Raw genomic sequence first — 23,580 nt, 5'->3', positions numbered from 1 at the left:
GAAGGAGCACAGATGGCAGTGACATCAGTACGGGGTCGAAGTCGGTTGGCGGTCCTCACCGCCGCCGTGGCGGCCCTGGTGACCGTGGCGGGCGGGCCGGCGCTCGCGGCGCCGGGCGTCGACCCGGCGGTCGTGGACCGCGACGCCGATCCGGGCACGAGCATCGACATCGCCAAGGTGGTCGCCACCCCGCCGATCCCGCCGAAGCCGGACGTGGTCCTGCTGGTCGACACGACCGGCAGTATGGGCACCGTCATCGGTGACGTGCAGGCCAACCTCCAGCAGGTCATCAACAACGTGCGGTCGGTGCAGCCGAGCGCGCAGTTCGCGGTGGCCTCCTACCGGGACGAGGGCGACGGCGCGGAGCTGTTCCGGGTCCGGCAGAACCTCACCGACGACGCGACGGCGCTGCAGAACGCGGTCAACGGGCTGTCGGCCGGCGGCGGCGGGGACACCCCCGAGGCGTGGGTGAACGGGCTGTTCCAGGTCTCCGACGGCGGGATCGCGTACCGCTCCGGCAGTAGCCGGATCGTGGTGCTCGTCGGCGACGCCCCCAGCCACGACCCGAGCGCCGGGCACACCCTGGCGCAGGCCACCGCGGCCCTGCAGGCCGACGAGGCGAAGGTGCTGGCGGTCAGCGTCAGCGGTGGCGGTGGTGGCCTGGACGTCAGTGGGCAGGCCAGCGCGGTGGTCGCCGCGACCGGCGGCCAGTTGGTCGGCAGCGCCCCGGAGACGGTCACCGACGCCATCCTCAGCGGGCTGCGGGACCTCGACGTCACCGTCACCCCGACGGTGACGTCCTGCGATCCGGGGCTGACCGTCACCTTCGACGCGGCCTCGCGTACCCAGCAGAGCGGCACGAACGTGCCGTTCGCCGAGACCATCGCGGTGGCCGGGAACGCCCCGCAGGGCGCCACCCTGCACTGCACGGTGGACTTCCTGCTCAACGGGCTCTCCGGTGGGCCGGCGTTCGTCGAGCAGATCAGCGTCACGGTCAACGACGTCACCCCGCCGGTGGTGGTCGTGGACGACCGGACCGTCGAGGCGACCAGCCCCGCCGGCGCGGTCATCACCTACCCGGCCTCGGCGACCGACAACGTCGACGGGCCGCTCACGCCGACGTGCGTGCCGCCGTCGGGCAGCACCTTCCCGCTCGGCGCCACCACGGTGACCTGCACCGCCACCGACGCGGCCGGCAACACCGGCAGTGACACCGCGACGATGCGGGTGGTCGACACCACCGCGCCGGCCACGGCGTGCGTGCCGACGAACAACCCGAGCGGGGACAACATCCCCGGCTCGTACAACCCGGACGGGTTCTACCAGCTCACCTCGACCGACATCGTCGACACGGCGGTGGACGTCTACATCGGTGACAGTGCCGACCCGACGGTGAAGTTCGGTCCGTTCCCCGCCGGCACCAAGATCAAGCTGGTGCAGGCGCCGGGTGCCCAGTCCCGGGTCAAGGACGGCACCGGCGACGTCGACTACAAGGTGACGCTGCGCGGCGACGCGGTGATCACCGGCGTGGACAACGTCGGCAACAGTTCCACGGCGATCTGCCTGGTGGCTCCGCCGCCGAAGTGACCTGCGGCTGATCGGGTGCGGGGGCGGCCGTCGGCCGCCCCCGCGTCGTCAGCGGTGCCGGCTGGGCGAGTCGAACCGGCCGGCGCGGATCTCCCGCAGCGCCCGGCGGCGGACGTCCCCGGACAGGGTGTCGACGTAGAGGCGGCCGCGCAGGTGGTCGGTCTCGTGCTGCAACGCGCGGGCCAGGAAGCCGCTGCCGGAGATGGTCAGCGGTTCGCCGTGCCGGTCGAAGCCGTGCACGGTGGCGTGCATCGCCCGCCGGGTCGGGAAGTACAGCCCGGGGATGGACAGGCAGCCCTCGTCGTCGTCCTGCGACTCGTCGGACAGCTCGATGCGCGGGTTGATCATGTGCCCGCGGTGGCCGTCGGCGTCGTAGACGAACACCTGCGCGCTCACCCCGATCTGCGGCGCGGCCACGCCGGCCCGGCCGGGCGCGCCCAGCAGGGTGTCCATCAGGTCGTCGACCAGTTGCTGCAACTCGGCGTCGAAGCTGGTCACCGGCTCGCAGGCGGTGCGCAGGACGGGATCACCGATGATCCTGATGGGGCGTACGGTCATGCCGGAAAGGCTATCGGTGCGTCACGGCCGGCGGTGGCGCACCCCGGTCAGCGCTCGCCGACCAGGACGGCGACGCCGTCGAGGATGCGCGCCAGGCCGAACTCGAAGGCCCGTACGGGGTCGCCTGCCGCCTGGTACTCCTGTCCGGCGGCGGTGCCCACCCGGGCGGCGGTGGGGAACCGTCGCGGGTCCATCACCTTCTCCAGGTACGGCGCGTGCGCCCGCCACCACTGCTCGTCGGTCATGCCGGTGCGCTGCGCCGCCTGGGCGGCCTCCACCGCGCCGCGCACCGCGCCGTGGACGTACCCGTCGACGAGGGTGACCACGGCGTCCATCTCCAGGTCGGTCAGGCCGATGCCCTCGACCGCGCGCAGTTCGTACTCGTACTTGGCGGTGACGTTGGGGCCCAGGGGTGGGCGGGTGGTGGCGACCTGCAGCAGCCAGGGGTGGCGCAGGTAGAGCGCCCAGTTCTCCCGGGCGATCTGCTCCAGCCGGCCGCGCCAGCCGCCGGGGACCTCGGCGGGGCGGGCGGTCTCGCCGTAGACGGTGTCGAGCATGACGTCGAGCAGTTCGCCCTTGCCGGGCACGTGGGTGTAGAGCGACATGGTGCCCACTCCCAGGCGCTCGGCGACCCGGCGCATGGAGAGCGCGGCCAGTCCCTCGGTGTCGGCCACCTCGATGGCGGCCCGCACGATCCGGTCCACGCTCAGGTCGCCGCCGCGGCGGCTGGCCTTCTCGCTGGTGCGCCAGAGCAGGGCGAGGCTGCGCGCGGGGTCCCCGGTGCCGCTGTACTCGACGCTCATGCCGCCACCCTACCGACCCTCGTACCGTATGGTGTACGGTACGCTGCACGGTAACGGGGAGAGGGGCGTGCCCATGCGACGCGACGGACCGGTCATCGAGGCCGAAGGACTCCACAAGCGCTATGGCGACACCGCGGCCCTCGCCGGGGTCGACCTGACCGTGGCCGGCGGCACGATCTGCGCGGTCCTCGGGCCCAACGGCGCCGGCAAGACCACCCTGGTGCGGATCCTGACCACCCTGCTGCGCGCCGACGCCGGCACCGCCCGGGTCGCCGGCCACGACGTGCGCCACCACCCCGACCGGGTCCGCGCCCACATCGGCCTGGTCGGCCAGCAGACCGCCGTCGACGAGGTGCTCGGCGGCCGGCAGAACCTGGTGCTCTTCGGCCGGCTGCACCACCTCTCCCCCGCCCGGGCCCGCGCCCGCGCCGACGAGCTGCTGGCCCGCTTCGGCCTCACCGACGCCGGCGACAAGCCGGTCGCGGCGTACTCCGGGGGGATGCGCCGCCGGCTGGACCTGGCCGCCGCGCTGATCCTCGACCCGCCCGTGCTGTTCCTCGACGAACCCACCACCGGCCTCGACCCGCGCGCCCGTGGCGCCGTCCGCGACGCCGTCCGCGCGCTCGTCGCCGCCGGCACCACCGTCCTGCTCACCACCCAGTACCTGGAGGAGGCCGACCAGTTGGCCGACACGATCGGGGTCGTCGACCACGGCCGGGTCATCGCCGCCGGCAGCCCCGACAAACTCAAGTCCGCCCTCGGCGGCGACCGGGTCGACGTGGTGCTGCACCACCCCGGCGACCTGGCCCGCGCCGCCCAGGTCATCGGCGCGGCCGCCGCCACCGCACCGCGCGTCGCCCCGGACGAGCTGCGGGTCAGCGTCACCACCACCGACCGGGTGAGCACCCTCGCGGCCGTGCTGCGCGCCCTGGCCGACGGGCGGCTGGAGGCGGCCGACGTGGCCGTGCGCCGACCCACCCTCGACGAGGTGTTCCTGCACCTCACCGCCGACCGGAACGAGGTGAGCGCGTGAGCACGCCGACCCTGGCGCTGCGCCGGGCCCGCTGGGCGGTCACCGACTCGGCCACCCTGACCGGTCGGGCCCTGGCCCACTGGGCGCGGCAACCCGGCCCGGTGATCGTCGCCCTGCTCTTCCCGGTGCTGCTGGTGCTGATGTTCGGCTACCTGCTCGGCGGGGCGATGGTGGTGCCCGGCGGCGGTGACTACAAGGAGTTCCTGCTGCCCGGCATGTTCGCCATGACCATGCTCTTCGGGGTGGAGGCCACCTACACGGCGGTGGCCACCGACGCCGCCCGCGGCGTCACCGACCGGTTCCGCTCCCTGCCGATGGCCCGCTCCGCGGTGGTCACCGGGCGGGCCGTCGCCGACCTGCTGCACGCCGTCGTCGCGCTGGCCGTCATGCTCGGCTGTGGCGCGCTGGTCGGCTGGCAGTGGCACCTCGGCGCCGGCCGCGCCCTCGCCGCCGTCGGGCTCCTGCTGCTGCTGCGCGCCGCGATGATCGTCCTCGGCATCCACCTGGCGCTGCTGCTGCGCGCGCCGGAGTCGGTGGCGGTCCTGCAGATCCTGGTCTGGCCGCTGGGCTTCGCCTCCAACGTCTTCGTCGCCCCGGACACCATGCCTGGCTGGCTGGCCGCCGTCGCCCGGTGGAACCCGCTCTCGGCCACCGCGGCGGCCTGCCGGGAACTGTTCGGCAACCCCGGCTGGGGCGGCGAGTCCTTCGCCGCGCAGCACGCCGTCGCCCTGGCGGTCGCCTGGCCGCTGCTGCTGATCATCGTCTGCGCACCGCTGGCCGTGCGCCGCTACCGGAACCTGAGCCGGTGAGCGCCGCCGTGACCGGGACCGACCATCCCCCTCCCGCTCCGCGTGGACCTCGCCTCATCCACCGCCACTGCCGCTCCGGCCCGTACCGCCGCGCCGGGCGCTGTCGACCATGCGGGTCCGCTGCCGGGCACGCCGGACGGCCCGGTGGCCCAGGTCCTGACAGAGCACGCCGGTGTGGGCCCCGCGAGGTGTGAGGAGCCGTGCGGGACGCTGTCGAGCTGATGACGCCAACGGATCACCCTGGTCGGGACGTCGGCGTGAGTCGCTTACGTCATCAGGTCCACAGCGTGCGGAATGCCCCCTTGGCCGGCGACGGCAGCCGTGTCCGCGGGCGCGCGCAACGGAGTGCGGTCAGCCGGTGGCGAGCAGGGCGCGTACCGGGGCGGCCTTCGCCGCCGCCTCGGCGACCTCGGCGTCCGGGTCGCTGTCCCAGGTGATGCCCCCGCCGGCCCAGACGTGCAGCCGGTCGGCGTCGGCGGCCACGGTGCGGATGGTCAGGCCCAGGTCGAGGCGGCCCGGGCCGACCCAGCCCAGCGCGCCCATGCTGGCGCCGCGCCCGACGGGTTCCAGGGCGGCGATCCGGGCCAGGGCGGCGAGCTTCGGCGCGCCGGTGACCGACCCGCCGGGGCAGGTCGCGCGCAGCAGGTCGGCCAGGCCCAGCCCGTCGGCCACCGCCGCGGACACGGTCGACTCGGCCTGCCACAGGTCGCACCAGCGGCGCACCGCGAAGAGCTCGTCCACCCGCACCGACCCGGTGCGCGCCACCCGGGCCAGGTCGTTGCGTTCCAGGTCGACGATCATGACGTGTTCGGCGCGTTCCTTGGCCGAGGCGAGCAGTTCGCGGCGTCCGGCGGCGGTGGCCGGGCGGGTGCCCTTGATCGGTCGGGTGATCACCCGACCGTCGGTCACCTCGACCAGGGTCTCCGGGGAGGCGCAGCCGATCGCCCAGCCGTCGCCGTGCAGGGTGCCGCCGTAGCGGGCGCCGGGCAGCGCGCCGAGGCGGGACAGGGCCGGGCGCGGGTCGCCGAGGTAGCGGGCGGCGGCGTGCCCGACGACGTTGACCTGGTACACGTCGCCGTGGGCGATGGCGGAGCGGACCGCGGTGACGGCGTCGGCGTGCTGCCCGGGGGTCCAGCTCTCCCGCCAGTCGCCCAGCCACCAGCCGGGGCCGGGCCGGCCGGCGCGCGCCGGGGTGGGCGGTGCGGTCGGGGACGGGTGGTGACCGTAAACGACCACGGCCAGCTCCGGCAGGGCCGGCGCGGGGGTGGGCGCACCGGCTGCGGCGCCGATCATGCGGGCGCCGCCGGCGGCGGAGACGTACAGGGCGGCGCCGCAGACGCCGGTCGGCTGGTGGGTGGCGGGCCGGGCCAGGTCGGTCAGGTCGAGCCCGTGCGCGGCGAGGAACTGCTCGGCCAGCGCCGCCGGGTCGCCGCCGTCGGCAGGGCGCCACTCGTACCGGGCGCGCTCGACGAGCACGCCGCGGCACGAGGGCGGCGCGCCGGGTACGTCGATCAGCGGTCGTGGGAGCGTTTCCACACCGGTCGGCCCATTCTTCCTCATCCGTTCAGTGGATTTCCGGGGAACATGACGGATGCCTGCTCGATTCCGCGCGCTCGACCTTGGTACTGTGCGTCACTGGTCATGTGAACCATGACACAGTGCCCCCACAGTCCGGAGAACCCGATGTGCCAGCACCAACCCACATGCCCCTCCGCCGAGGCGACCGACCGCGAAGCCGCCCGCGTCATCGCCTGCTTCCGTGAGCAGGGCTGGAGCCTGCTCTGCAACGGTGTCATCGTCTTCGAGGACACCGGCGAACTGCTCCCCGACGGCAGCACCATCGCCCCGCACCGCGGGCCCGCCCGCCACGCTCTCGTCGCCTGAGTCGACCACGCTCCGTCACAGGAGCAGGTCAACAGCACCAGGCTAGTCCCCGGCCCGGGACCGCCCTCCCCAGGACCCGCCGGCCGGGGCGGCACGACGTCCGCCCCGGCGCAGCGTACGGGTCACTCCTCGAAGGCCTCCGGCGACGGGCACGAGCAGACCAGGTTCCGGTCGCCGTACGCCCCGTCGATCCGCCGCACCGGCGGCCAGTACTTGCCCGCCCGGTCCACCCCGGCCGGGTACGCCCCCACCGACCGCGGATACGGGTGCGGCCACGAGTCCCCGGCGACCATCGCCGCAGTGTGCGGGGCGTTGGCGAGCGGGTTGTCCCCCGCCGGCCACTCCCCGGCGCCCACCTTGTCGATCTCCGCGCGGATGGCGATCATCGCCTCGCAGAACCGGTCCAGCTCGGCCAGGTCCTCGCTCTCGGTCGGCTCCACCATCAGCGTCCCCGCCACCGGGAACGACATCGTCGGCGCGTGGAAGCCGTAGTCGATCAGCCGCTTGGCCACGTCGTCCACGCTCACCCCGGTCGTCTTCGTCAGCGGCCGCAGGTCCAGGATGCACTCGTGCGCCACCAGGCCCTTGTTACCGGCGTACAGCACCGGGAAGTGGTTCCGCAGCCGCGCCGCCACGTAGTTCGCCGCCAGCACCGCCACCCCGGTCGCCCGGGTCAGCCCCTCGGCGCCCATCATCCGCAGGTACGCCCACGGGATCGGCAGGATGCCCGCCGAGCCGTACCGGGCCGCCGAGATCGCCGGCCGGCCCTCGCTGTGCGCGCCCAGCGGGTCGCCGGGCAGGAACGGCGCCAGGTGCGCCCGCACCGCCACCGGACCCACCCCCGGGCCGCCACCGCCGTGCGGGATGCAGAACGTCTTGTGCAGGTTCAGGTGTGACACGTCCGCCCCGAACTTGCCGGGCTTGGCGAACCCGACCAGGGCGTTGAGGTTCGCCCCGTCGACGTACACCTGGCCGCCGGCGTCGTGCACCTTCGCGCACAGCGACGCGATGCCCGTCTCGTACACGCCGTGCGTCGACGGGTACGTCACCATGATCGCCGCCAGGGCGTCCCGGTGCTTGTCGATCTTCGCGTCGAGGTCGACCAGGTCGACGTTGCCGTCCGCGTCGCAGGCCACCACGACCACCCGCATGCCGGCCATCACCGCGCTCGCCGCGTTGGTGCCGTGCGCCGACGACGGGATCAGGCACACGTCGCGGTGCCCCGCGCCCCGGGAGGCGTGGTAGGACCGGATGGCCAGCAGCCCCGCCAGCTCACCCTGCGAGCCGGCGTTGGGCTGCACGCTGACCGCGTCGTAGCCGGTCACCTCCGCCAGCCACGACTCCAGCTGGCCGATCATGTCCCGGTACCCGGCGGTCTGCTCATCCGGCGCGAACGGGTGCACGTGCGCGAACTCCGGCCAGGTGATCGCCTCCATCTCGGTGGTGGCGTTCAGCTTCATCGTGCACGAGCCCAGCGGGATCATGCCCCGGTCCAGGGCGTAGTCGAAGTCCGACAGCCGCCGCAGGTAGCGCAGCATCGCCGTCTCGGAGTGGTGGGTGCGGAACACCGGGTGGGTGAGGAAGTCCGACGTGCGCGACAGGGTCTCCGGCAGCGCCGCGTCGACGTCACCGTCGACCTTGTCCACGCCGAACGCCGCCCACACCGCCGCGAGGTGCTCGGCGGTGGTGGTCTCGTCGCAGGAGATCCCCACCCGGTCGGCGTCGACCAGCCGCAGGTTGACCCGCCGCTCGGCGGCCGCCGCGACCACCTCCGCCGCCCGGCCCGGCACGGTCGCGGTGACGGTGTCGAAGAACGCGACGTCCGCGACCGGCACCCCGCCGGCGCGCAGTCCGGCCGCGAGCCGCGCCGCCATGTCGTGGGTACGCCGGGCGATCGCCCGCAGTCCGTCCGGGCCGTGGTACACGGCGTACATGCCGGCCATCACCGCCAGCAGCACCTGCGCGGTGCAGATGTTGCTGGTCGCCTTCTCCCGCCGGATGTGCTGCTCGCGGGTCTGCAACGCCAGCCGGTACGCCGGGTTGCCGTCGGCGTCGCGGGACACCCCGACCAGCCGGCCGGGCAGCATCCGCTCCAGACCCGAGCGGACGGCCAGGTAGCCGGCGTGCGGCCCGCCGAAGCCCATCGGCACCCCGAACCGCTGGGTGGTGCCCGCGGCGATGTCCACGCCGATCTCACCCGGCGGGCGCAGCAGCGTCAACGCCAGCAGGTCCGCCGCGACGGTGACCAGCGCCCCCACCGCGTGCGCCGCCGCCACCAGGGCAGCGTGGTCGCGGACCGCGCCGGACGCGCCCGGGTACTGCAGGTGCAGGCCGAAGAACTCCCCCGGCAGCTCGTCGTGCTCGACGTCGAGCACGCGCACCTCGATGTCCAGCGGCTCGGCCCGGCTGGTGATCACCGCGATGGTCTGCGGCAGGGTGTCGGCGTCGACGACGTACACCGGGCTCTTGCTCTTCGACGCGCGGCGGGCGAGGGTCATCGCCTCGGCCGCGGCGGTGCCCTCGTCGAGCATCGAGGCGTTCGCGGTGGCCAGGCCGGTCAGGTCGGTGACCATGGTCTGGAAGTTCAGCAGTGCCTCCAGCCGGCCCTGGCTGATCTCCGGCTGGTACGGCGTGTACGCCGTGTACCAGGCCGGGTCCTCCAGCACGTTGCGGCGGATCACCGCGGGGGTGTGGGTGCCGTGGTAGCCCAGGCCGATCATCGACACCGCGACGGTGTTGCGGGCGGCCAGGGCGCGCAGCTCGGCGATCGCCTCCCGCTCGCTGGCCGGGTCGGGCAGGTTCAGGGTGCCGTGCCAGCGGATCACCTCGGGGATCGCCGCGTCCATCAGCTCGTCGATCGAGCCGTAGCCGACGGCCTCCAACATCCGGCGCTCGTCACCCGGATCGGGGCCGATGTGCCGGTCGGCGAACTTCTCTACGGTCATGCGCGGCGCTCCTGCGGGGGCGAGGTCGACAGGTCGGCCTCCCCCTGAGTCGCACCCGAAGACGCTCCACAGTGCCTGCCCCCGCGGTCCTTTTGCCTGAGAGGTTCCGGGGAGGATATGCCCCTTCGGCGCCGCCCAAGTGCCGTTTGGGCGGTCTCTCCCGCGTGGGTGGTACCGGCATGGTCAACGCTACCAGCGTCGGTGTTTCCGGCAGATGGCGTACCCCCGCCGGCCGCGTCACCGCTCCGGCCGGGGGTCAGAGCGTGGCGGGGGCCACCGCCGCCGGCACCCGCGCCGACGGCGCGCCGGTGACCCGGTCGGCCAGGGCGGGCAGCAGCCGCCCCAGCGGCGCGTCGACGGTCATCGCCGCGTACCCGTCGCCCCGGGTCGGGCCCTGGTTGGCGATCACCACCGGGATGCCCAGCTTCGCCGCCCGCAGCACGAACCGCCGCCCCGACATCACCGTCAACGAGGAGCCGAGCACCAGCAGCAGCCGGGCCGTGCCCACCATCGCGAAGCAGTGTGACACCCGCGGCGCCGGGACCGTCTCCCCGAAGAACACCACGTCCGGTTTCAGCATCCCGGTGGCGCAGAACGTGCAGTCGACCGTGTGGAACCCGGCCACCTGCTCGTCGGCGAGCTCCACGTCACCGTCGGGGTTGACCGCCCCGACCGCCGCGTCGAACCCCGGGTTCGCCTCCCGCAGCCGGCGGTCCAGCTCCTCCCGCGAGGTGCGGTTGCCGCAGTCCAGGCACACCACCTCGTCGAGGCGGCCGTGCAGCTCCACCACCTGCGGGCTGCCCGCCGCCGTGTGCAGCCCGTCGACGTTCTGGGTGATCACCCCGTCGACCAGCCCGGCGTCCTGCAACCGGGCCACCGCCCGGTGCCCGTCGTTCGGCGCCGCCCGGGCGATCATCCGCCACCCCAGGTGGCTGCGCGCCCAGTACCGCCGCCGCGCCAGCGGGTCCCGGGTGAACGTCTGATAGGTCATCGGGCTGTGCCGGCGGGCCGCGCCGCTGGGCCCCCGGTAGTCGGGGATGCCCGACTCGGTGGACAGCCCCGCCCCGCTCAGCACCACGACACCACCACCGGCGACCAGGCCGGCCAGCGCGTCGATCGTCTCCGTCACCCGTCCATGCTGCCTCAGCGCCACCCCGGGCGGCGAGCGTAAGCCGGTGACCCTCGTCGCCGGCGGCTAGGTTGGCAGGTATGCGCGTCGTCATCGCCGGAGGCCACGGCAAGATCGCCCTCCTGCTGGAACGGGAACTGGCCGGCCGGGGCGACAACGCCGTCGGGCTGATCCGCAACCCCGACCACGCCGCCGCGCTCCGCGCCGTCGGCGCCCACCCCGTCCTGGCGGACCTGGAACACGCCGGCGTCGACGAGATCGCCGGGCACCTCACCGCCGCCGACGCCGTGGTCTTCGCCGCCGGCGCCGGCCCCGGCAGCGGCGCCGCCCGCAAGGACACCGTCGACCGGGCCGCCGCCGTGCTGCTCGCCGACGCCGCCCAGGCCGCCGGGGTACGCCGTTACCTGCTCGTCTCCTCCATGGGCGTGGAGGACCCGCCGGCGCCCGGCAGGGACGAGGTGTGGGCGGCGTACCTGCGCGCCAAGAAGGCCGCCGAGGACGACCTGACCCGCCGTGACCTGGACTGGACGGTGCTGCGACCCGGCCGGCTCACCGACGACGCGCCCACCGGCCGCATCCACCTCGACCGGCGCGTCCCGCGCGGCGCGGTCACCCGCACCGACGTGGCCCGGGTCCTGGTCGCGCTGCTCTACCACCCGGGCAGCGCCGGCCGGATCCTGGAACTCGTCGACGGGGAAACCCCGATCGGCGAGGCCGTCGCCGCCGCATCACCCCCTGCGTGACCGCCCGGCGCGGGCCGTGTCGCCGGCGCCGCCGCGCGGCTGATCAGTCGAGGCAGAACTCGTTGCCCTCGGGGTCGGCCATCACGATGTGACCGGTGCCGAGCGGGGGCGCCGGCTCGTGGCGCCTGAGCCGGGTGGCGCCGTGGGAGACGAGCCGCTCGGCCTCCGCCTCCAGGGCCGCCATCCGCGCGTCGCCCTCGAGCCCGGGGGCGGCGCGCACATCGAGGTGCACGCGGTTCTTGGCCTGCTTCCCTTCCGGCACCCGTTGGAAGAACAGCCGCGGCCGGGAGCCCTCGGGGTCGACCAGCCCCGAGGCGTCGTTGCGGTTCTCGGGCGGCACGCCCATCGCCTCCAGGGCCTGCTCCCACGACTCGAAGCCCCCGGGTGGGGCCTGCAACCGGTAACCCAGGGCCTCGGCCCAGAACGCCGCCAACCCGGCCGGGTCGGCGCAGTCGAAAGTGATCTGTACGTCGCGGGCCATCTCAGCTCGCCTCCTGTCGGATCTGCTGACGAGTGTGCAGGTGCAGGTCGCGCAGCAGGCACACTTCGGCCAGATGGTGGATCAGCTCGCGGTTGATGTGCAGGACCAGCGCCGCCAGCGGACGCTCGGCGTACGGTCCCTCCGCCTCCCCGCACGGGCGGGCGAGGCCAGTTTCGCCGAGGGACTCGACCCCGGCCAGCCACGTGGCGTACTCCGTGTCGAGCTGGGCCAGCGCCGCGCCCGCGGTCGGGGCGTACGCGAACGACTGGTAGTCGGTGGGCGCGCGACCGAAGTGCGCGGCGTTGCGCACCGCGAGCACGCCGACGATGACGTGCCCGAGTCGCCAGGCGATCGTCGTGAACGGCGGCGGGTCGGGCTCCGGCATCGCGAAGTCGATGGTCATCGCCCCGGACCCGGCCCGCACCGGCGCGGCGCCGGAGCCGCGCCGGCGCACGCTCCAGCAGTCGGCTGTCGGCTCCCAGAGGTACTCGTCGTCGGTGAGCCCGTCGAGGCGATCGCGCAGCTGGGTGGTCCAGTGCCAGGCGAGCTGGTCCCGGAGCAGGGGATTCCAGTTCTGGTCGGTCATGGCTCCAGCCTCCCGCAGATAGCGGACAGGGACGTTCCGTGATTCGTGCGACGATGGGCGGGTGACCGTTGAGGCGACCACCGAGCGGGTGCTGCGGTTGCTGGCGATGCTGCAGCGGCGAACGTCCTGGACCGCCCCCGAACTCGCCGCCGAGCTGAAGGTCACCGACCGCTCGGTGCGCCGCGACGTGCAGCGACTGCGCGCCCTCGGCTACCCCGTGCACGCGACGGCGGGCGTCGGCGGTGGCTACCAGCTCGGCGCGGGCACCCGGCTGCCGCCGCTGCTCCTCGACGACGAGGAGGCGATCGCCACGGCGGTCTCCCTGCGGATGGCGTCGGGCGGCACGGTCGCCGGGGCGGGCGAGGCGGCACTGCGGGCGCTCGCGAAGCTCGACCAGGTGATGCCGGCCCGGCTGCGCGCCGAGGTGCGGGCGGTGCACGGCGCCACCGAGACCCTCGTCGGCCCCGGTGTGGAGATCGACGCGGAGCTGCTGGTGACGCTCGCGCGGGCCTGTCGCGACGCCGTGCGGGTGCGGTTCCGGTACGCCGGCCGCGACGGCGGGGAACGCGAGCGCACGGTCGAGCCGGTACGGATGGTCACCACCGGCCGCCGCTGGTACCTGATGGCCCGGGACGTCGACCGCGACGACTGGCGCACCTTCCGGCTGGACCGGATGCACGAGCCGGTGGCGACGACCTGGCGCTTCCGGGCGAGGGAGCATCCGGACCCGGTCGCCTACGTGCAGCGGTCCGTGACCGAGGCGCCGTACCGGTATCTCGCCCGGGTGCGGGTGCACGCCCGGCCCGACCGGGTGCGGGAGCTGGTGCCGCCCCAGGTGGGGCGCGTCGAGGACGACCGCGACGGGTGGTGCGTGCTCGTCGTCGGCGGGGACAACCTCGACTGGCTCGCCGCGCAGGTGGCCCGGCTGGGCTTCGAGGCGCAGGTGCTGGAGCCACCGGAGCTGCGGGAAGCCGCCGCCCTGCTCGCCCGCCGCCTCGCGGCGATGGCCGGGACCGGCTGACCGACCCGGTCAGTCCCTGCGCGACACCCCCCCGACAGCTAGCCGCCGAGGACGGCGCGCAGCTGGGCGCTCGCCCCGCCGGCCGCCGCCGCGTCGGCCCGCAACTGCTCCGACTGCGCCGACAGGTGCGCCTGCCACCGGTCCAGCTGCTGCTGCGCCGCCGCCACCGCCGCCAGCGCCGCGGCGTGCCGCTCCTCCAGCTCCTGCAACCGGCGCTGCACCTCCGGCGACGGCACACCCGCCGGCCCGACCGGCCCCACCGGCCCGACCGGCCCCGACGTGCTCAGGTCACCGGCGCGCCGGTGCGCCTCGGCGAGGATCTCGTCGGCCTGCCGGCGCGCGTCGGCGATGATCTCCGCCCCCTCGGCGCTGGCCTCACCGATCGTGCGGTTCGCCTCGTCCTGCGCCCGCATCGCCAGCTCCACCGCCATCGGATCCGGACCCTGCGGGGCGTTGCTCGGCAACGTGCCGTGCCGCAGCATCTCCACCTGGCTGAGCAGCCCGTGGTTCTCCCGCCGCTGCCGCTCCAACTCGTTGACCAGCAACGCGATCCGGTCGTCCGCCGTACGGATCACCACGGCGACCTCGTCGGCCGACAGCCAGTGACTGCCCCGGAACCGTCGCGCCTCCAACATGGACAACTGGCGGGCCAGCTCCCCCTGGTCGGGCATGCCGGGCAAGGCGAGACGGTCGGAGTGGTCGATGCTCATCGGGCACCTGTCCAGCTGAAGTCGCGCGGGGCAGCGTCATCGGCCTCGGCGAGGGGCGGGTAGAGGGAGTGATCGTAACTCTCGGTCAGGATCTGCTCGGGCTGGACACCCGAGCGGGCCAGAATCGTGATCGTGTCCCGGGTCATCTCCGGGCTCCCGCAGACCAGCACCTCCGTGTCGGTCCACGGCCCCAACCGCACCGCCGTGTCGGCGGCCTTGCCGATCGCCCCCTGCCAACCCCACCCGATCTCCACCGTCGGCACGTACCGCAACCAGCTCGAGCCGCCGTTCTGCCACGCCGCCGCCGGGGGCATCGACGCCAACTGCGCCAACGCCTTGTCGTCGTACAGGTCGTCCGGGGTGCGACCCCCCACCACCAGCGTGGTACGCCGCCCCTTACCCTGCTGCAACGCCTCCACCACCGCCCGCAGCGGCGCCAGACCGGTGCCGCCCGCGATCAGCAGCAACGGCAGGTGCGGCGAACGGTCGTACGACGACAACGCCGTACCCGTGGGATGCCCCAGCAGCAGCCGGTCCCCCGTGCGCAGCTTGCGCACCAGGTGGGTGGAGAACCGACCGGCGGCCCGCACGTGGAACTCGATCGTCCCGTCCGCCCGCGGCGCGTTCGCCGGCGACAGGTACCGCCAGGTCCGCAACTGCGGCACCTGCACCGGCAGCGACTGCCCCGGTAGGTAGTTGCACAGGTAGTTCGGACGGACCGTGAACACCGCGATGTCCGAGCGGCGCCGCTCCGCGCCCAGCACCTCCGCCTCCCAGTACGGCGGGGACGTCCGCTCCGCCTCCGCCGCCCCGGCGAGCATCAGCTTCGCCACCAGCTCGTACGCCGCCGCCCACTCCGCCTGCAACGCCGGCGTCCAGTACGGCCCGAGGAACCGCTCCAACGTCGCCAGCAGCGCCTGACCCACCCAGATGTAGTGCCGCTCCCCCAGCCCCACCGGGTTGCCCCGCTGGTCCTGGCCGTGGAACCGCCGGTGGTCGGCGCCCAACCGCTGCGCGAACGCCGTCAACGCCGTCGGGTCGTCCAGGTTGGTGATGATGTGGCCCAGCGCCTTGAGGAGCTTGTCCTCCTGGTACTGCATGTTCGTGGGGAACATCGACCGCGCCTCCGGCGCCACCACGAACAGCGTCGCGTAGAAGTACTTCGCCGCCTCCACACCGGCGGCCGAGAACTGCGTCCAACTCTGGCGCAGCGCCACGTTGTCCATGTTCGTCAGGCCTCCTGCGCGCGGGCCGTGTCGTGACGCTCCCGCAGCGTCGTCTTCACCACGCCACTGGGGTCGTACACCCGGTCAGTCGGCCAGATGTTCGGGTTCGGCACCGCCGTGTCGTAGTAGCGGTGGTGCACCGCGTGCAACGCCGCCCACCCGACACTGCCGTTGAGCCACGACCAGTCACCGTGCACCGGCCGCCCCGCCCGCTCCTCCTGCGCACAGAACTTCATGAACAGCTCCGACTCGGTGTGCGGGTCCGACACCCGCACCCCCGCCAGCTTGAACGAGTGCAGCACCGCCTGGTTGATCACCAGCACGGCGTGCTCCCGCCACAGGGTGTCCTCGCGGCTGGTGTCCAAACCCAACCCGGCCGCCACCGCCCGCAGCTGGTCGTACCGGTCCCGGTCGCCCATGTTGCGGGTGCCGATCTCGTCGCTCAGATAGTGGCCGTTGAACGGGGCGCAGCTGTAGTCCACCCCACCGATGCGCAGCCGCATGTTGCTGATCACCGGCAGGGCGTGCCACCGCAACATCAGATCCGCGAACCACGGATGCTCCGGATGCGTCAGCGCGACCTCCCGGACCAGCTCCCGGGGCACGCCCACCACCGTCGGCTGCTCCTGCGCCGTCTCGATCACCCACGGCAGCAGGTCGAACCGGCCCGGCACCGGCGGCGGCCGCCAACCCAGCCGCCGCGCCGCCTCCGTCATCCCCACCTGCGCCGGGTCGCCCAGCACCGAACCGTCGTCGCGCTGGTGTCCGCAGTAGCGGATCAACTGGTCGTTCCAGATCCGTGCCCGCGGCCCCACCCCCGGCAGGTCCGGTGCGAACACCGTGACCACCGACTGGATCCGGCCGCCGTTGTCCCCCGCCGCCAGGTGCGCCGCCAACTCCTGCGCGATCCCCGCCACCGACGTCACGTGCCGCCGGTCGCGGACCTTCAACCCCGCCCACCGGATCCGGCCCACACAGCGCACCGACTGCCGCCACGCCACCTTCGCCCCGTACACCAGCTCGTCGCGGGTGTGCCGGTACGACCCGGTCAACGCGATCTCCTCGCGGACCTCCGCCAACCGCGCCGCCAGCCCCGGCAGCCGCCGCTCACCGTGGTACAGCTCCAGGAACTCCGCCGCCTCCGCGGCGACGTCCTCCGCGCGCTCCACGGCGGCCCCGGCGCCCCTCGGCGCGCGCTGCGCCGGCGCTCCGGTGACCGGACAGGAGGGTGCGGCATGGTCGGCGACAGCACTGCCGGCCCGTACGGAGCGGAGGCCGACATGGTGGTCAGTGTGCACTTCGGTTCGTTTCCCCGTCCTCTGGCAGGCCACGACGCGACTCTCGCGCCGCCCCCCACACATCAGCTCGGCACCACCCACCGGCGGTCACTCACAGTGACGAGCCGGTGCCCTTGGTGATTGCCCTGGACAGGATTCCTGGGAACACCACAACTGTCAACAACACGACTCCAGGCGCGAGCGTGCACATCGGACAGTCGCCACCGCCCGGCCTTACCCGCCAACGAAACCGGCCCGCCGGCACCGGACGATCAGAGTCGATACGCCGTGCCGCAGGCGCGCAGCGGCGCACCGCCACCGGCCGCGACACCACCTGACGAAGACAGACTCAGCCCGCCCGACGACGCGCCCGACGCGCCGCCAACTCGTCGCCCACCACATCCGACGCCGGCTCCGCGGGCTCCCCGCCACCAGGCGTCGCCGGCTCCGCCGGCAGGTGCGACAACGATCCCTGGATCTCCTTGAACGCGCCACCGATCGCGATACCGAACACGCCCTGGCCGCCCTGCAACAGGTCGACCACCTCCTCCGGCGACCGGCACTCGTACACCGTCGTGCCGTCCGAGATCAGCGTGATCCCCGCCAGATCCTCCACGCCGCGCGACCGCAACGCCTCGATCGCCTTGCGGATGTTCTGCAGGGACACCCCGGCGTCCAGCAACCGCTTCACGACCTTCAACACCACCAGGTCGCGGAACGAGTACAACCGCTGCGTCCCCGACCCCGACGCGTCCCGCACACTCGGCACCACCAGCGCCGTCCGCGCCCAGTAGTCCAACTGCCGGTAGCTGATCCCCACCGCGTGGCAGGCCGTCACACCCCGGTAACCAACCGAACCGTCACCGTCCGTGCCCACCGGCGACGACACCACACCCGGCTCGCTCCGCTCCACACCTGGCTCAGGATCCCGCGGCTCGTGCATCCCGACAACCTCCCCGTCAGTGCGGTGACACGTCGTTTCCGGGACGTGCACCCCTCGACACGGCAACCCTAGCGCCGCGCGCAGGGGTTACCGCGGAGGAACGGTCGCGACACGCCGCGCAGCGACCCGACGCACCACCACACACACCCGGAACGTCACCCACAGTGACGCCCGACAGAAGATGACCGGGGCGCGACCCTCAGCCGGCGAAATCCTCCGGACGCACCTGCTCCAGGAACTCGCGGAACTTCTCCACCTCGTCCTCCTGCTCGTCGGGAATCACGATCCCCGCCTCGCTGAGGACCTGCTCGGCACAACGAATCGGAGCACCCACCCGCAACGCCAACGCGATCGAATCGCTCGGCCGGGCCGACACCCGCACGCCGTCCCCGATCAGCAGATCGGCGTAGAAGACGTTCTCCTTCAACTCAATGATCTCCACCGCCCGCAACGGCGCCTTCAACGCCGCCAGCACGTCCCGCAACAGATCATGCGTCAACGGCCGGGCCGGCTTGACCCCCTGCTGCTCGTAAGCGATCGCCGTCGCCTCCACCGCACCGATCCAGATCGGCAGGTAGCGGTCCCCCTCGACCTCCCTGAGCAGGACGATCGGCTGGTTGCTGGGCAGCTCCACCCGAACTCCGACCACGCTCAGCTCGCGCACCGCCGCCTCCGTGTCGTTGTCAACTACGCCCGCACCGCGCCCTTCCCTGCACGGTACACGGACCGCGACACGGTCGTCCCATGCGCACCAGCACCACGCCCCGCGCCAGAAAAGGGTTACCCCGGCAAGCCTACGACACGCTTCCCGGGGCAGATCTTTCCGCACGACACCTCGACGACCGGCTCACCGACCCAACGTCGACCGCAACCCCACCCGTACCAACGCGGCATGCAACTGCTGCGACAACGCCATCAACTCCCGCGCCGTCTCCGCCGCCCGCGCCCGCGCCGCCGGCTCACTCTGCCGCGCCAACGGCGCCACCAACTGAGCGAACAGACCGACCTCACGATCCGCCGCCGACCGATACGCCCGCAGGTGCCGCGGCTCCAACCCGTACGCTGCCAGACCCGCCACCGCCCGCGCGATGATCAACGCGTCCGCGTCGTACCAGCCCGGCGGATCCGACACCAGCACACCGAGGCGCTCCAACTCGGCCAACGTCGACTCGTCGACCCCGCTGTGCGCCACCAGATCCGCCCGCCCGAGCCGCACCTGCGACGACTCGGGCTCCTCCACCGCACGGCCCGGCACCTCACCACCCGGACCCACCGCCACCAACGTCGGCCGCTGCCGACCCGGGCCGTCACCACCGGCGTCCCACTCGGCCAACTGATCACGGATCACCCGCAACGGCAGATACTGATCCCGCTGCGCGGTCAACACGAACCGCAGCCGGGACACGTCGTCCCAGCTGTACTTCCGGTAACCCGCCGCCGTCCGCTGCGGCTCCACCAGACCCTCGGCCTCGAGGAACCGCAACTTCGAGATGGTGACGTCCGGGAACTCCGCCCGCAACTGCCCCAGCACCTCGCCGATGCTCATCAGCGGATGCGCACGGGCCGCACCGGGCGGCGAGGAAGCCGCAGGCTCGTTCACCCCCGGCCGGCCTCCTCCTCCGGGCGCGGACCGGCGATGAACACCACCCGGAACTTACCGATCTGCACCTCGTCACCATTGCTCAACGTGGCCGCCTCGACCCGCTCCCGGTTCACGTACGTGCCGTTGAGGCTGCCCACATCCCGCACCGTGAACGTGCCACCGTCACGGTGGAACTCCGCGTGCCGCCGCGACACCGTCACGTCGTCGAGGAAGATGTCACTGTCCGGGTGCCGGCCACTCGTGGTCACGTCATGGTCCAGCAGGAACCGGGCACCCGCGTTCGGGCCACGACGAACCACCAGCAGCGCCATCCCCGGCGGCAACGAGCCGGACATCCGGCTCGGCACCACGTCGGTGTCCGGGCCCTCCAGCACTTCGTCCAACGAACCGAGATTGAGCGTCGAAGTGACGTCGAGCGGGGGGAACTCGTCGCCTGGGCGCGTCATGGGACCACCTCACGGATCTGTTCGGTCAGCGTCGGGGTAATGGCGGGTCTGGCCGCCGGGCAGTCGCACACCCGGCGGCTGGCTCCCCGTGCCCGGGAAGGCAATTACACAACGCTCAACTATTGGGGTTCTCGGTCGACTGGGCGAGCCTAGCCAGCGCCGAAATGCAGGGCAACCGGACGCGCGGACAACACCCCCGCGCCCGGGCAGGGCAACACTCAGCTCTCGGTCAGCTCTCGGTACGCACCGGCGGTCAGCAAGCCGTCCAGCGCCGACGGATCATCCGGCGTGATCTCCAACAGCCAACCCGCACCGTACGGGTCCGTGTTGATCACCTCGGGGGTGTCGCCCAGCGCCTCGTTCCGCGCCGCCACCGTCCCGCTCACCGGGGCGTAGATCTCCGACACGCTCTTGGTCGACTCGATCTCACCCAGCGGCTCACCGGCCGCCACCACCGCACCCTCGTCGGGCAACTGCACGAACACGATGTCACCCAACGCGTCCTGCGCGAAGTGGGTGATGCCGACGCGGAGCGTGCCGCCGTCGGCGCCGACCACCCACTCGTGCTCGGCGGTGTAACGCAGATCCTCAGGAATCACCAGACGCGTCCTTCATCCATCGATGCGCCGGAGGTGATCCGACGCGGCCGCGCCGGTCAGGAGACCGGACGGGCGTGTTCCAGCTTCATCGGCGCGTGCAGCGCCGAAACCTCGGCAACCCCACGCTCATCAACGTTCACGGTACCGCCGTCACCCGCGACCGATGCGGCCACCCCGCCCGGAATCTTCAGCGCCGTCTCCATCGTCTTCGGATCACCGATCACCGTGATCGTGAACGGACCCGACAACGACCGCCCGTCCACCACCAACGAGCCGCCCGACCCGTCCAGGAAGTACGTCGACGCGATGATCCGCACCGGCGACCCGCCACTGCCGGAGATCTGCATCGCCTCCGCGCCCGCGCCCCGCAACTCCTGCACCGCGTCCAGGATCCGGTCCGCCCGGATCGGCTTGCCCGCACCCGGCCGGAACTCCACACTCAGCCCCGGACCCCGCGCCGGCAACGTCCCCGCCAGGATCCCCAGCTCGTCCGCCCGCCGCCGCGCCTCGTCCAACGCCGCCTGCCGACCCTGCTCACCCGAACGCAACTGCCGCTGGCTCTCCTCCAGCGCCTCGATGTCCTGCTGGAGCCGCTTCTCCCGGGAATCCAGATCCGAGAAGATCCGGACCAGGTCCTCCTGCCGGGTCGCCGCCAGCGTCGGATCCGTCGACGTCGTCTTGAACTGGACCACCAGGGTGAACCCGAGCAACGCCAGCAACACCGTGATCATCACGCCCGCGGACGTCCACCGGCGACCCGCCGGCACCGCGGCCACGACCACCCGCTCGGGGTCGACGCGTTCCGGGTCGGCCGCCGGCCGTTCCGGATCCACCTCGGCGGGCGCCGGCTCGGCCTCGATGCGCTGCGTCTCGGCCTCCTCCGCCGGCGGCGACGCCGGCGGCTCCTGCCGCGCCGGTTCCTCCGCCGGCGGCACCAACGGGCTCAACTCGTCCGGATCCGGGGCGTCCGGCCGAGGATCCGGCTCACCCGCCGGCCCCGCCGGCCGGCGCGGCTCCGCCGGCTGCGGCCATCCCGTCCCGGTGTCCCGCTGCTCGTCGCTCATCGCCACAAACCTACGCCCGGAACAGGTGACGACGGATGGCCGCCACGTTGCCGAAGATCCGCACCCCGAGCACGACCACCACACCGGTGGAGAGCTGACCGCCCACCCCCAGCTGGTCACCCAGATACACGATCAGACCCGCCACCAGCACGTTGGAGATGAACGACACCACGAACTGCTTGTCGTCGAAGATCCGGTCCAGCTTCGCCCGCACCCCACCGAACACCGCGTCCAGCGCCGCCACCACCGCGATCGGCAGATACGGCTGCAACGCGGCGGGCACCGTCGGGTCCAGGTAGATCCCGAGAACCACACCGGCGAGCAGCGCCAGCACCGCGATCATCGGACACCTCCGGAGGGGCGGGGGGACGTACCCGAACCGGACGGCCCGGGACTCGACGAACGGTCGGCCGAACCCGACGGCGACGGGCTCGGACTGACCGAAGGCTGCGCGTAGCGTAGCCGCGGCTCCGGCGCCGCCGGCAGCGTGAGGTCGTCCGCGTCCCGGACCTGGAAAGACAGGCCGGTCTCCTTCGCCACCCGCCGCATCAGATACGCCGCCCGGCTCTCCTCGAACTTGTCGCGCATCGACCTCGGCCCGATCGCCGTCACCTCGTACGGGCTCGTCACCGGGCGGAAGTCCACCAGGATCGCCGCACCCGCCGAACGGATGGTCGACGTCGCCGTCAACCGCTGACCGTTGATCGCCACCGCCTCCGCCCCGGAGGCCCACAGGTCGTTGGCCACCTTCTGCAGGTCGGTGTAGATCACCCGGGGCGGACCCGCGTCCGCGTCACCGGAGACCGCGTCGTCGTCCTTCGGCGCCGCGTCGGCCAGCCGGACCACCACCCCGTCGCCCCGTACCCGGCCCAGACCGGTCCCCGCCTCCAGGTTGCGCAACCGGGCCGCCTGCGAACCGCTCAGCGCGGCGTCGCGCTGCCGACCCACCTCCTCGCGCAGCCGGTCCGCGCGGGCGGTCATCTCGTCGGTCTCGCTCTCCCGCTGCTTGATCTGCGCGATCAGGCCGGCGCGGGCCTGACTGCGGCTCGGCTCCTCCGCCATCGTCTCCCGGTAGGCCACCGCGAACAGGAAACCGACCACCGCGATCACCACGACGCTCACCGCGCGCGCGGAGGCGCCCCGCCACCCCGCCGGGGCCGGCGACTCCCGGCGCCGGGCGGCCGCGTCGGCGTAGCCAGGATCCAGCGGATTGCGGAACAGTTCGGTGAGGAAGTCAGGGGTGAACGCCCGGGTGGTACGCCCACCGGAGTCCGGCGGCGCGCTCATGCCGCCGCTCCCCCGGAGCGGGCCCGCACGGACCGGACCAGCCGGACCGCCTGCACCACGTACATGGCGCCGGCCACCCAGTAGAGCACCAGGCCCCACCAGGCCAGGCCCCAGCCGATCGCCCCGGCGGCGGTGGCCGCCGACTCCGACGCGGTGCCCACCAGCAGGATCGGGAAGGCGGCCAGCAGCAGGAAGGTGGCCGTCTTACCCACGTAGTGCACCGGCGGCGGGCCGTACCCGTGCCGGCGCAGCACCGCCAGCGAACCGACCAGCAGCAGCTCCCGGGCCAGCAGCGCGGCCGTGAACTGCCACGGCACCACCTCGCGGGCGGTGAAGGCGAGCAACGTCGCGAGGATGTAGAGCCGGTCGGCGAACGGGTCGAGCAGCTCGCCGAGGCGGCTGACCTGGCCGAGGCGCCGGGCGATCCACCCGTCGACCCAGTCGGTGGTGCCGCCGACCGCCAGCACCACGATCGCCGCCACGTCGGCCTCCACCACCAGGAACAGGTAGAGGAACAGCGGGACGCCGAGCAGCCGGACGAAGCTGATCAGGTTCGGCAGGGTCAGCACCCGGTCGCCGACCGCGGTGCCGTCCGTGCCCTGCGGGTGCTCTGCCCGAGCCGGCCGACGCGACACCGAACCTCCTCCGCAGCACTGACCGGACGCCTCCTGGGCGCCTCGGCGGGACGTGCGCGCTGACGGGCCGGCCAGCGCCGGCGCCTCGGCGGCCCCGGGCTGGGGCCTCCCCTGATGCCGTCCCGGACGTGGTGATCGCGGGCCGGCGAGTTGCCACTATATCGGGCTCACGTATCGGCCCTCGGGGGCCGCGCTTCCGTCGTTTCCGGGT

At 73.1% G+C, this 23,580-nt stretch carries 25 protein-coding genes and 1 riboswitch; of the genes, 6 read left to right on the top strand and 19 right to left on the bottom strand.

From position 1 onward, the window contains the following. Positions 1 to 12: 12 nt before the first annotated feature. Complete coding sequence (locus tag ACTMS9_RS22895) at positions 13 to 1,587, top strand: VWA domain-containing protein (protein WP_441165975.1); 1,575 nt, start codon at positions 13 to 15, stop codon at positions 1,585 to 1,587. A 48-nt stretch (positions 1,588 to 1,635) separates the two neighbouring features. Here the strand turns inward: ACTMS9_RS22895 and def are convergent, their stop codons facing one another. Then, complete coding sequence (def, locus tag ACTMS9_RS22890) at positions 1,636 to 2,145, bottom strand: peptide deformylase (protein WP_441165974.1); 510 nt, start codon at positions 2,143 to 2,145, stop codon at positions 1,636 to 1,638. Between the two features lie 47 nt (positions 2,146 to 2,192). After that, positions 2,193 to 2,948, bottom strand: coding sequence for a TetR/AcrR family transcriptional regulator (locus ACTMS9_RS22885; protein WP_154936893.1), 756 nt, complete (start codon positions 2,946 to 2,948; stop codon positions 2,193 to 2,195). Positions 2,949 to 3,021: 73 nt separating this feature from the next. Here ACTMS9_RS22885 and ACTMS9_RS22880 point away from each other — a divergent pair, with 73 nt between their 5' ends. After that, entirely contained in the window at positions 3,022 to 3,981 is a 960-nt protein-coding gene (locus tag ACTMS9_RS22880; protein WP_441166061.1) for an ATP-binding cassette domain-containing protein, read from the top strand. Continuing rightward, entirely contained in the window at positions 3,978 to 4,790 is an 813-nt protein-coding gene (locus tag ACTMS9_RS22875; RefSeq protein WP_441165973.1) for an ABC transporter permease, read from the top strand. The genes ACTMS9_RS22880 and ACTMS9_RS22875 overlap by 4 nt, the downstream gene beginning before the upstream one ends. Before the next feature lie 351 nt (positions 4,791 to 5,141). Here the strand turns inward: ACTMS9_RS22875 and ACTMS9_RS22870 are convergent, their stop codons facing one another. Next, positions 5,142 to 6,350 (bottom strand): chorismate-binding protein, encoded by a 1,209-nt coding sequence (locus ACTMS9_RS22870; RefSeq protein WP_441165972.1) that lies wholly within the window; start codon positions 6,348 to 6,350, stop codon positions 5,142 to 5,144. A 123-nt stretch (positions 6,351 to 6,473) separates the two neighbouring features. On the opposite strand from ACTMS9_RS22870, the gene ACTMS9_RS22865 reads away from it, so the two are divergent. Beyond that, positions 6,474 to 6,674, top strand: a complete 201-nt coding sequence (locus tag ACTMS9_RS22865) for a DUF5999 family protein (RefSeq protein WP_088962150.1) — start codon at positions 6,474 to 6,476, stop codon at positions 6,672 to 6,674. Positions 6,675 to 6,796: 122 nt separating this feature from the next. Here the strand turns inward: ACTMS9_RS22865 and gcvP are convergent, their stop codons facing one another. Both gcvP and ACTMS9_RS22855 read right to left on the bottom strand, forming a co-directional pair. Beyond that, on the bottom strand, positions 6,797 to 9,619 hold the full coding sequence (gcvP, locus tag ACTMS9_RS22860; RefSeq protein ID WP_441165971.1) for an aminomethyl-transferring glycine dehydrogenase: 2,823 nt from the start codon (positions 9,617 to 9,619) through the stop codon (positions 6,797 to 6,799). Positions 9,620 to 9,693: 74 nt separating this feature from the next. Continuing rightward, a riboswitch (glycine riboswitch) is annotated at positions 9,694 to 9,792 on the bottom strand. Positions 9,793 to 9,875: 83 nt separating this feature from the next. Then, positions 9,876 to 10,748 carry a Sir2 family NAD-dependent protein deacetylase gene (locus ACTMS9_RS22855; RefSeq protein ID WP_441148798.1) on the bottom strand — a complete coding sequence of 291 codons (873 nt, stop codon included), beginning with the start codon at positions 10,746 to 10,748 and terminating at the stop codon, positions 9,876 to 9,878. An 80-nt stretch (positions 10,749 to 10,828) separates the two neighbouring features. Between ACTMS9_RS22855 and ACTMS9_RS22850 the strand changes: the two genes are divergently transcribed. Beyond that, a complete protein-coding gene (locus ACTMS9_RS22850) occupies positions 10,829 to 11,491 on the top strand; it encodes an NAD(P)H-binding protein (protein ID WP_441165970.1) in 663 nt (220 codons plus the stop codon). A gap of 43 nt (positions 11,492 to 11,534) precedes the next feature. Here the strand turns inward: ACTMS9_RS22850 and ACTMS9_RS22845 are convergent, their stop codons facing one another. Both ACTMS9_RS22845 and ACTMS9_RS22840 read right to left on the bottom strand, forming a co-directional pair. Next, positions 11,535 to 11,972 carry a VOC family protein gene (locus ACTMS9_RS22845; protein ID WP_441165969.1) on the bottom strand — a complete coding sequence of 146 codons (438 nt, stop codon included), beginning with the start codon at positions 11,970 to 11,972 and terminating at the stop codon, positions 11,535 to 11,537. Position 11,973: 1 nt separating this feature from the next. After that, entirely contained in the window at positions 11,974 to 12,558 is a 585-nt protein-coding gene (locus tag ACTMS9_RS22840; protein WP_441165968.1) for a DinB family protein, read from the bottom strand. A gap of 61 nt (positions 12,559 to 12,619) precedes the next feature. Here ACTMS9_RS22840 and ACTMS9_RS22835 point away from each other — a divergent pair, with 61 nt between their 5' ends. Next, the gene (locus ACTMS9_RS22835; RefSeq protein ID WP_441165967.1) at positions 12,620 to 13,579 is read left to right on the top strand and encodes a helix-turn-helix transcriptional regulator; all 960 of its coding nucleotides are present in this window, start codon (positions 12,620 to 12,622) and stop codon (positions 13,577 to 13,579) included. Positions 13,580 to 13,617: 38 nt separating this feature from the next. Here ACTMS9_RS22835 and ACTMS9_RS22830 read toward each other — a convergent pair whose 3' ends face one another. The 12 genes from ACTMS9_RS22830 to ACTMS9_RS22775 all read right to left on the bottom strand — a co-directional run bounded on the left by ACTMS9_RS22830 (position 13,618) and on the right by ACTMS9_RS22775 (position 23,369). Further along, a complete protein-coding gene (locus ACTMS9_RS22830; RefSeq protein WP_441165966.1) occupies positions 13,618 to 14,289 on the bottom strand; it encodes a hypothetical protein in 672 nt (223 codons plus the stop codon). Then, positions 14,286 to 15,515, bottom strand: coding sequence for a globin domain-containing protein (locus ACTMS9_RS22825; RefSeq protein ID WP_441165965.1), 1,230 nt, complete (start codon positions 15,513 to 15,515; stop codon positions 14,286 to 14,288). Before ACTMS9_RS22825 ends, ACTMS9_RS22830 begins: the two co-directional genes overlap by 4 nt. 5 nt (positions 15,516 to 15,520) lie before the next feature. Continuing rightward, positions 15,521 to 16,684 (bottom strand): nitric oxide synthase oxygenase, encoded by a 1,164-nt coding sequence (locus ACTMS9_RS22820; protein ID WP_441148790.1) that lies wholly within the window; start codon positions 16,682 to 16,684, stop codon positions 15,521 to 15,523. Positions 16,685 to 17,141: 457 nt separating this feature from the next. After that, positions 17,142 to 17,735: a MerR family transcriptional regulator gene (locus tag ACTMS9_RS22815; RefSeq protein WP_441165964.1), complete on the bottom strand. Its 594-nt coding sequence runs from the start codon at positions 17,733 to 17,735 to the stop codon at positions 17,142 to 17,144. Between the two features lie 199 nt (positions 17,736 to 17,934). Further along, on the bottom strand, positions 17,935 to 18,399 hold the full coding sequence (locus ACTMS9_RS22810; protein WP_210778061.1) for a bifunctional nuclease family protein: 465 nt from the start codon (positions 18,397 to 18,399) through the stop codon (positions 17,935 to 17,937). 183 nt (positions 18,400 to 18,582) lie between these two features. Then, entirely contained in the window at positions 18,583 to 19,281 is a 699-nt protein-coding gene (gene ftsR, locus ACTMS9_RS22805; protein WP_441148979.1) for a transcriptional regulator FtsR, read from the bottom strand. Positions 19,282 to 19,331: 50 nt separating this feature from the next. Then, the gene (gene odhI / locus ACTMS9_RS22800; RefSeq protein ID WP_088962138.1) at positions 19,332 to 19,784 is read right to left on the bottom strand and encodes an oxoglutarate dehydrogenase inhibitor Odhl; all 453 of its coding nucleotides are present in this window, start codon (positions 19,782 to 19,784) and stop codon (positions 19,332 to 19,334) included. A 218-nt stretch (positions 19,785 to 20,002) separates the two neighbouring features. Continuing rightward, positions 20,003 to 20,383: a glycine cleavage system protein GcvH gene (gene gcvH / locus ACTMS9_RS22795; RefSeq protein WP_088962137.1), complete on the bottom strand. Its 381-nt coding sequence runs from the start codon at positions 20,381 to 20,383 to the stop codon at positions 20,003 to 20,005. 56 nt (positions 20,384 to 20,439) lie between these two features. After that, positions 20,440 to 21,447, bottom strand: coding sequence for a DUF881 domain-containing protein (locus ACTMS9_RS22790; RefSeq protein ID WP_441165963.1), 1,008 nt, complete (start codon positions 21,445 to 21,447; stop codon positions 20,440 to 20,442). Between the two features lie 10 nt (positions 21,448 to 21,457). Further along, complete coding sequence (locus tag ACTMS9_RS22785) at positions 21,458 to 21,790, bottom strand: small basic family protein (RefSeq protein WP_067311500.1); 333 nt, start codon at positions 21,788 to 21,790, stop codon at positions 21,458 to 21,460. After that, complete coding sequence (locus ACTMS9_RS22780) at positions 21,787 to 22,734, bottom strand: DUF881 domain-containing protein (RefSeq protein ID WP_441148788.1); 948 nt, start codon at positions 22,732 to 22,734, stop codon at positions 21,787 to 21,789. Before ACTMS9_RS22780 ends, ACTMS9_RS22785 begins: the two co-directional genes overlap by 4 nt. Further along, positions 22,731 to 23,369, bottom strand: a complete 639-nt coding sequence (locus tag ACTMS9_RS22775) for a CDP-alcohol phosphatidyltransferase family protein (protein WP_441148787.1) — start codon at positions 23,367 to 23,369, stop codon at positions 22,731 to 22,733. The genes ACTMS9_RS22780 and ACTMS9_RS22775 overlap by 4 nt, the downstream gene beginning before the upstream one ends. Between the last annotated feature and the right edge of the window lie 211 nt (positions 23,370 to 23,580).

The organism is Micromonospora sp. L31 (genome assembly GCF_052068075.1).
Classification (GTDB): domain Bacteria; phylum Actinomycetota; class Actinomycetes; order Mycobacteriales; family Micromonosporaceae; genus Micromonospora; species Micromonospora purpureochromogenes.
The sequence above is the reverse complement of the archived record's forward strand: the minus strand, read 5'-3'. Positions and strand labels throughout refer to the sequence as shown.

Excerpts from the sequence above, each read along its gene's own strand:
- ACTMS9_RS22895 (WP_441165975.1), top strand. The coding sequence starts at position 13 with ATGGCAGTGACATCAGTACGGGGTCGAAGTCGGTTGGCGGTCCTCACC.
- def (WP_441165974.1), bottom strand. The coding sequence starts at position 2,145 with ATGACCGTACGCCCCATCAGGATCATCGGTGATCCCGTCCTGCGCACC.
- ACTMS9_RS22885 (WP_154936893.1), bottom strand. The coding sequence starts at position 2,948 with ATGAGCGTCGAGTACAGCGGCACCGGGGACCCCGCGCGCAGCCTCGCC.
- ACTMS9_RS22880 (WP_441166061.1), top strand. The coding sequence starts at position 3,022 with ATGCGACGCGACGGACCGGTCATCGAGGCCGAAGGACTCCACAAGCGC.
- ACTMS9_RS22870 (WP_441165972.1), bottom strand. The coding sequence starts at position 6,350 with ATGAGGAAGAATGGGCCGACCGGTGTGGAAACGCTCCCACGACCGCTG.
- ACTMS9_RS22865 (WP_088962150.1), top strand. The coding sequence starts at position 6,474 with ATGTGCCAGCACCAACCCACATGCCCCTCCGCCGAGGCGACCGACCGC.
- gcvP (WP_441165971.1), bottom strand. The coding sequence starts at position 9,619 with ATGACCGTAGAGAAGTTCGCCGACCGGCACATCGGCCCCGATCCGGGT.
- ACTMS9_RS22850 (WP_441165970.1), top strand. The coding sequence starts at position 10,829 with ATGCGCGTCGTCATCGCCGGAGGCCACGGCAAGATCGCCCTCCTGCTG.
- ACTMS9_RS22845 (WP_441165969.1), bottom strand. The coding sequence starts at position 11,972 with ATGGCCCGCGACGTACAGATCACTTTCGACTGCGCCGACCCGGCCGGG.
- ACTMS9_RS22840 (WP_441165968.1), bottom strand. The coding sequence starts at position 12,558 with ATGACCGACCAGAACTGGAATCCCCTGCTCCGGGACCAGCTCGCCTGG.
- ACTMS9_RS22830 (WP_441165966.1), bottom strand. The coding sequence starts at position 14,289 with ATGAGCATCGACCACTCCGACCGTCTCGCCTTGCCCGGCATGCCCGAC.
- ACTMS9_RS22825 (WP_441165965.1), bottom strand. The coding sequence starts at position 15,515 with ATGGACAACGTGGCGCTGCGCCAGAGTTGGACGCAGTTCTCGGCCGCC.
- ACTMS9_RS22815 (WP_441165964.1), bottom strand. The coding sequence starts at position 17,735 with ATGCACGAGCCGCGGGATCCTGAGCCAGGTGTGGAGCGGAGCGAGCCG.
- ftsR (WP_441148979.1), bottom strand. The coding sequence starts at position 19,281 with ATGAGCATCGGCGAGGTGCTGGGGCAGTTGCGGGCGGAGTTCCCGGAC.
- odhI (WP_088962138.1), bottom strand. The coding sequence starts at position 19,784 with ATGACGCGCCCAGGCGACGAGTTCCCCCCGCTCGACGTCACTTCGACG.
- ACTMS9_RS22790 (WP_441165963.1), bottom strand. The coding sequence starts at position 21,447 with ATGAGCGACGAGCAGCGGGACACCGGGACGGGATGGCCGCAGCCGGCG.
- ACTMS9_RS22785 (WP_067311500.1), bottom strand. The coding sequence starts at position 21,790 with ATGATCGCGGTGCTGGCGCTGCTCGCCGGTGTGGTTCTCGGGATCTAC.
- ACTMS9_RS22780 (WP_441148788.1), bottom strand. The coding sequence starts at position 22,734 with ATGAGCGCGCCGCCGGACTCCGGTGGGCGTACCACCCGGGCGTTCACC.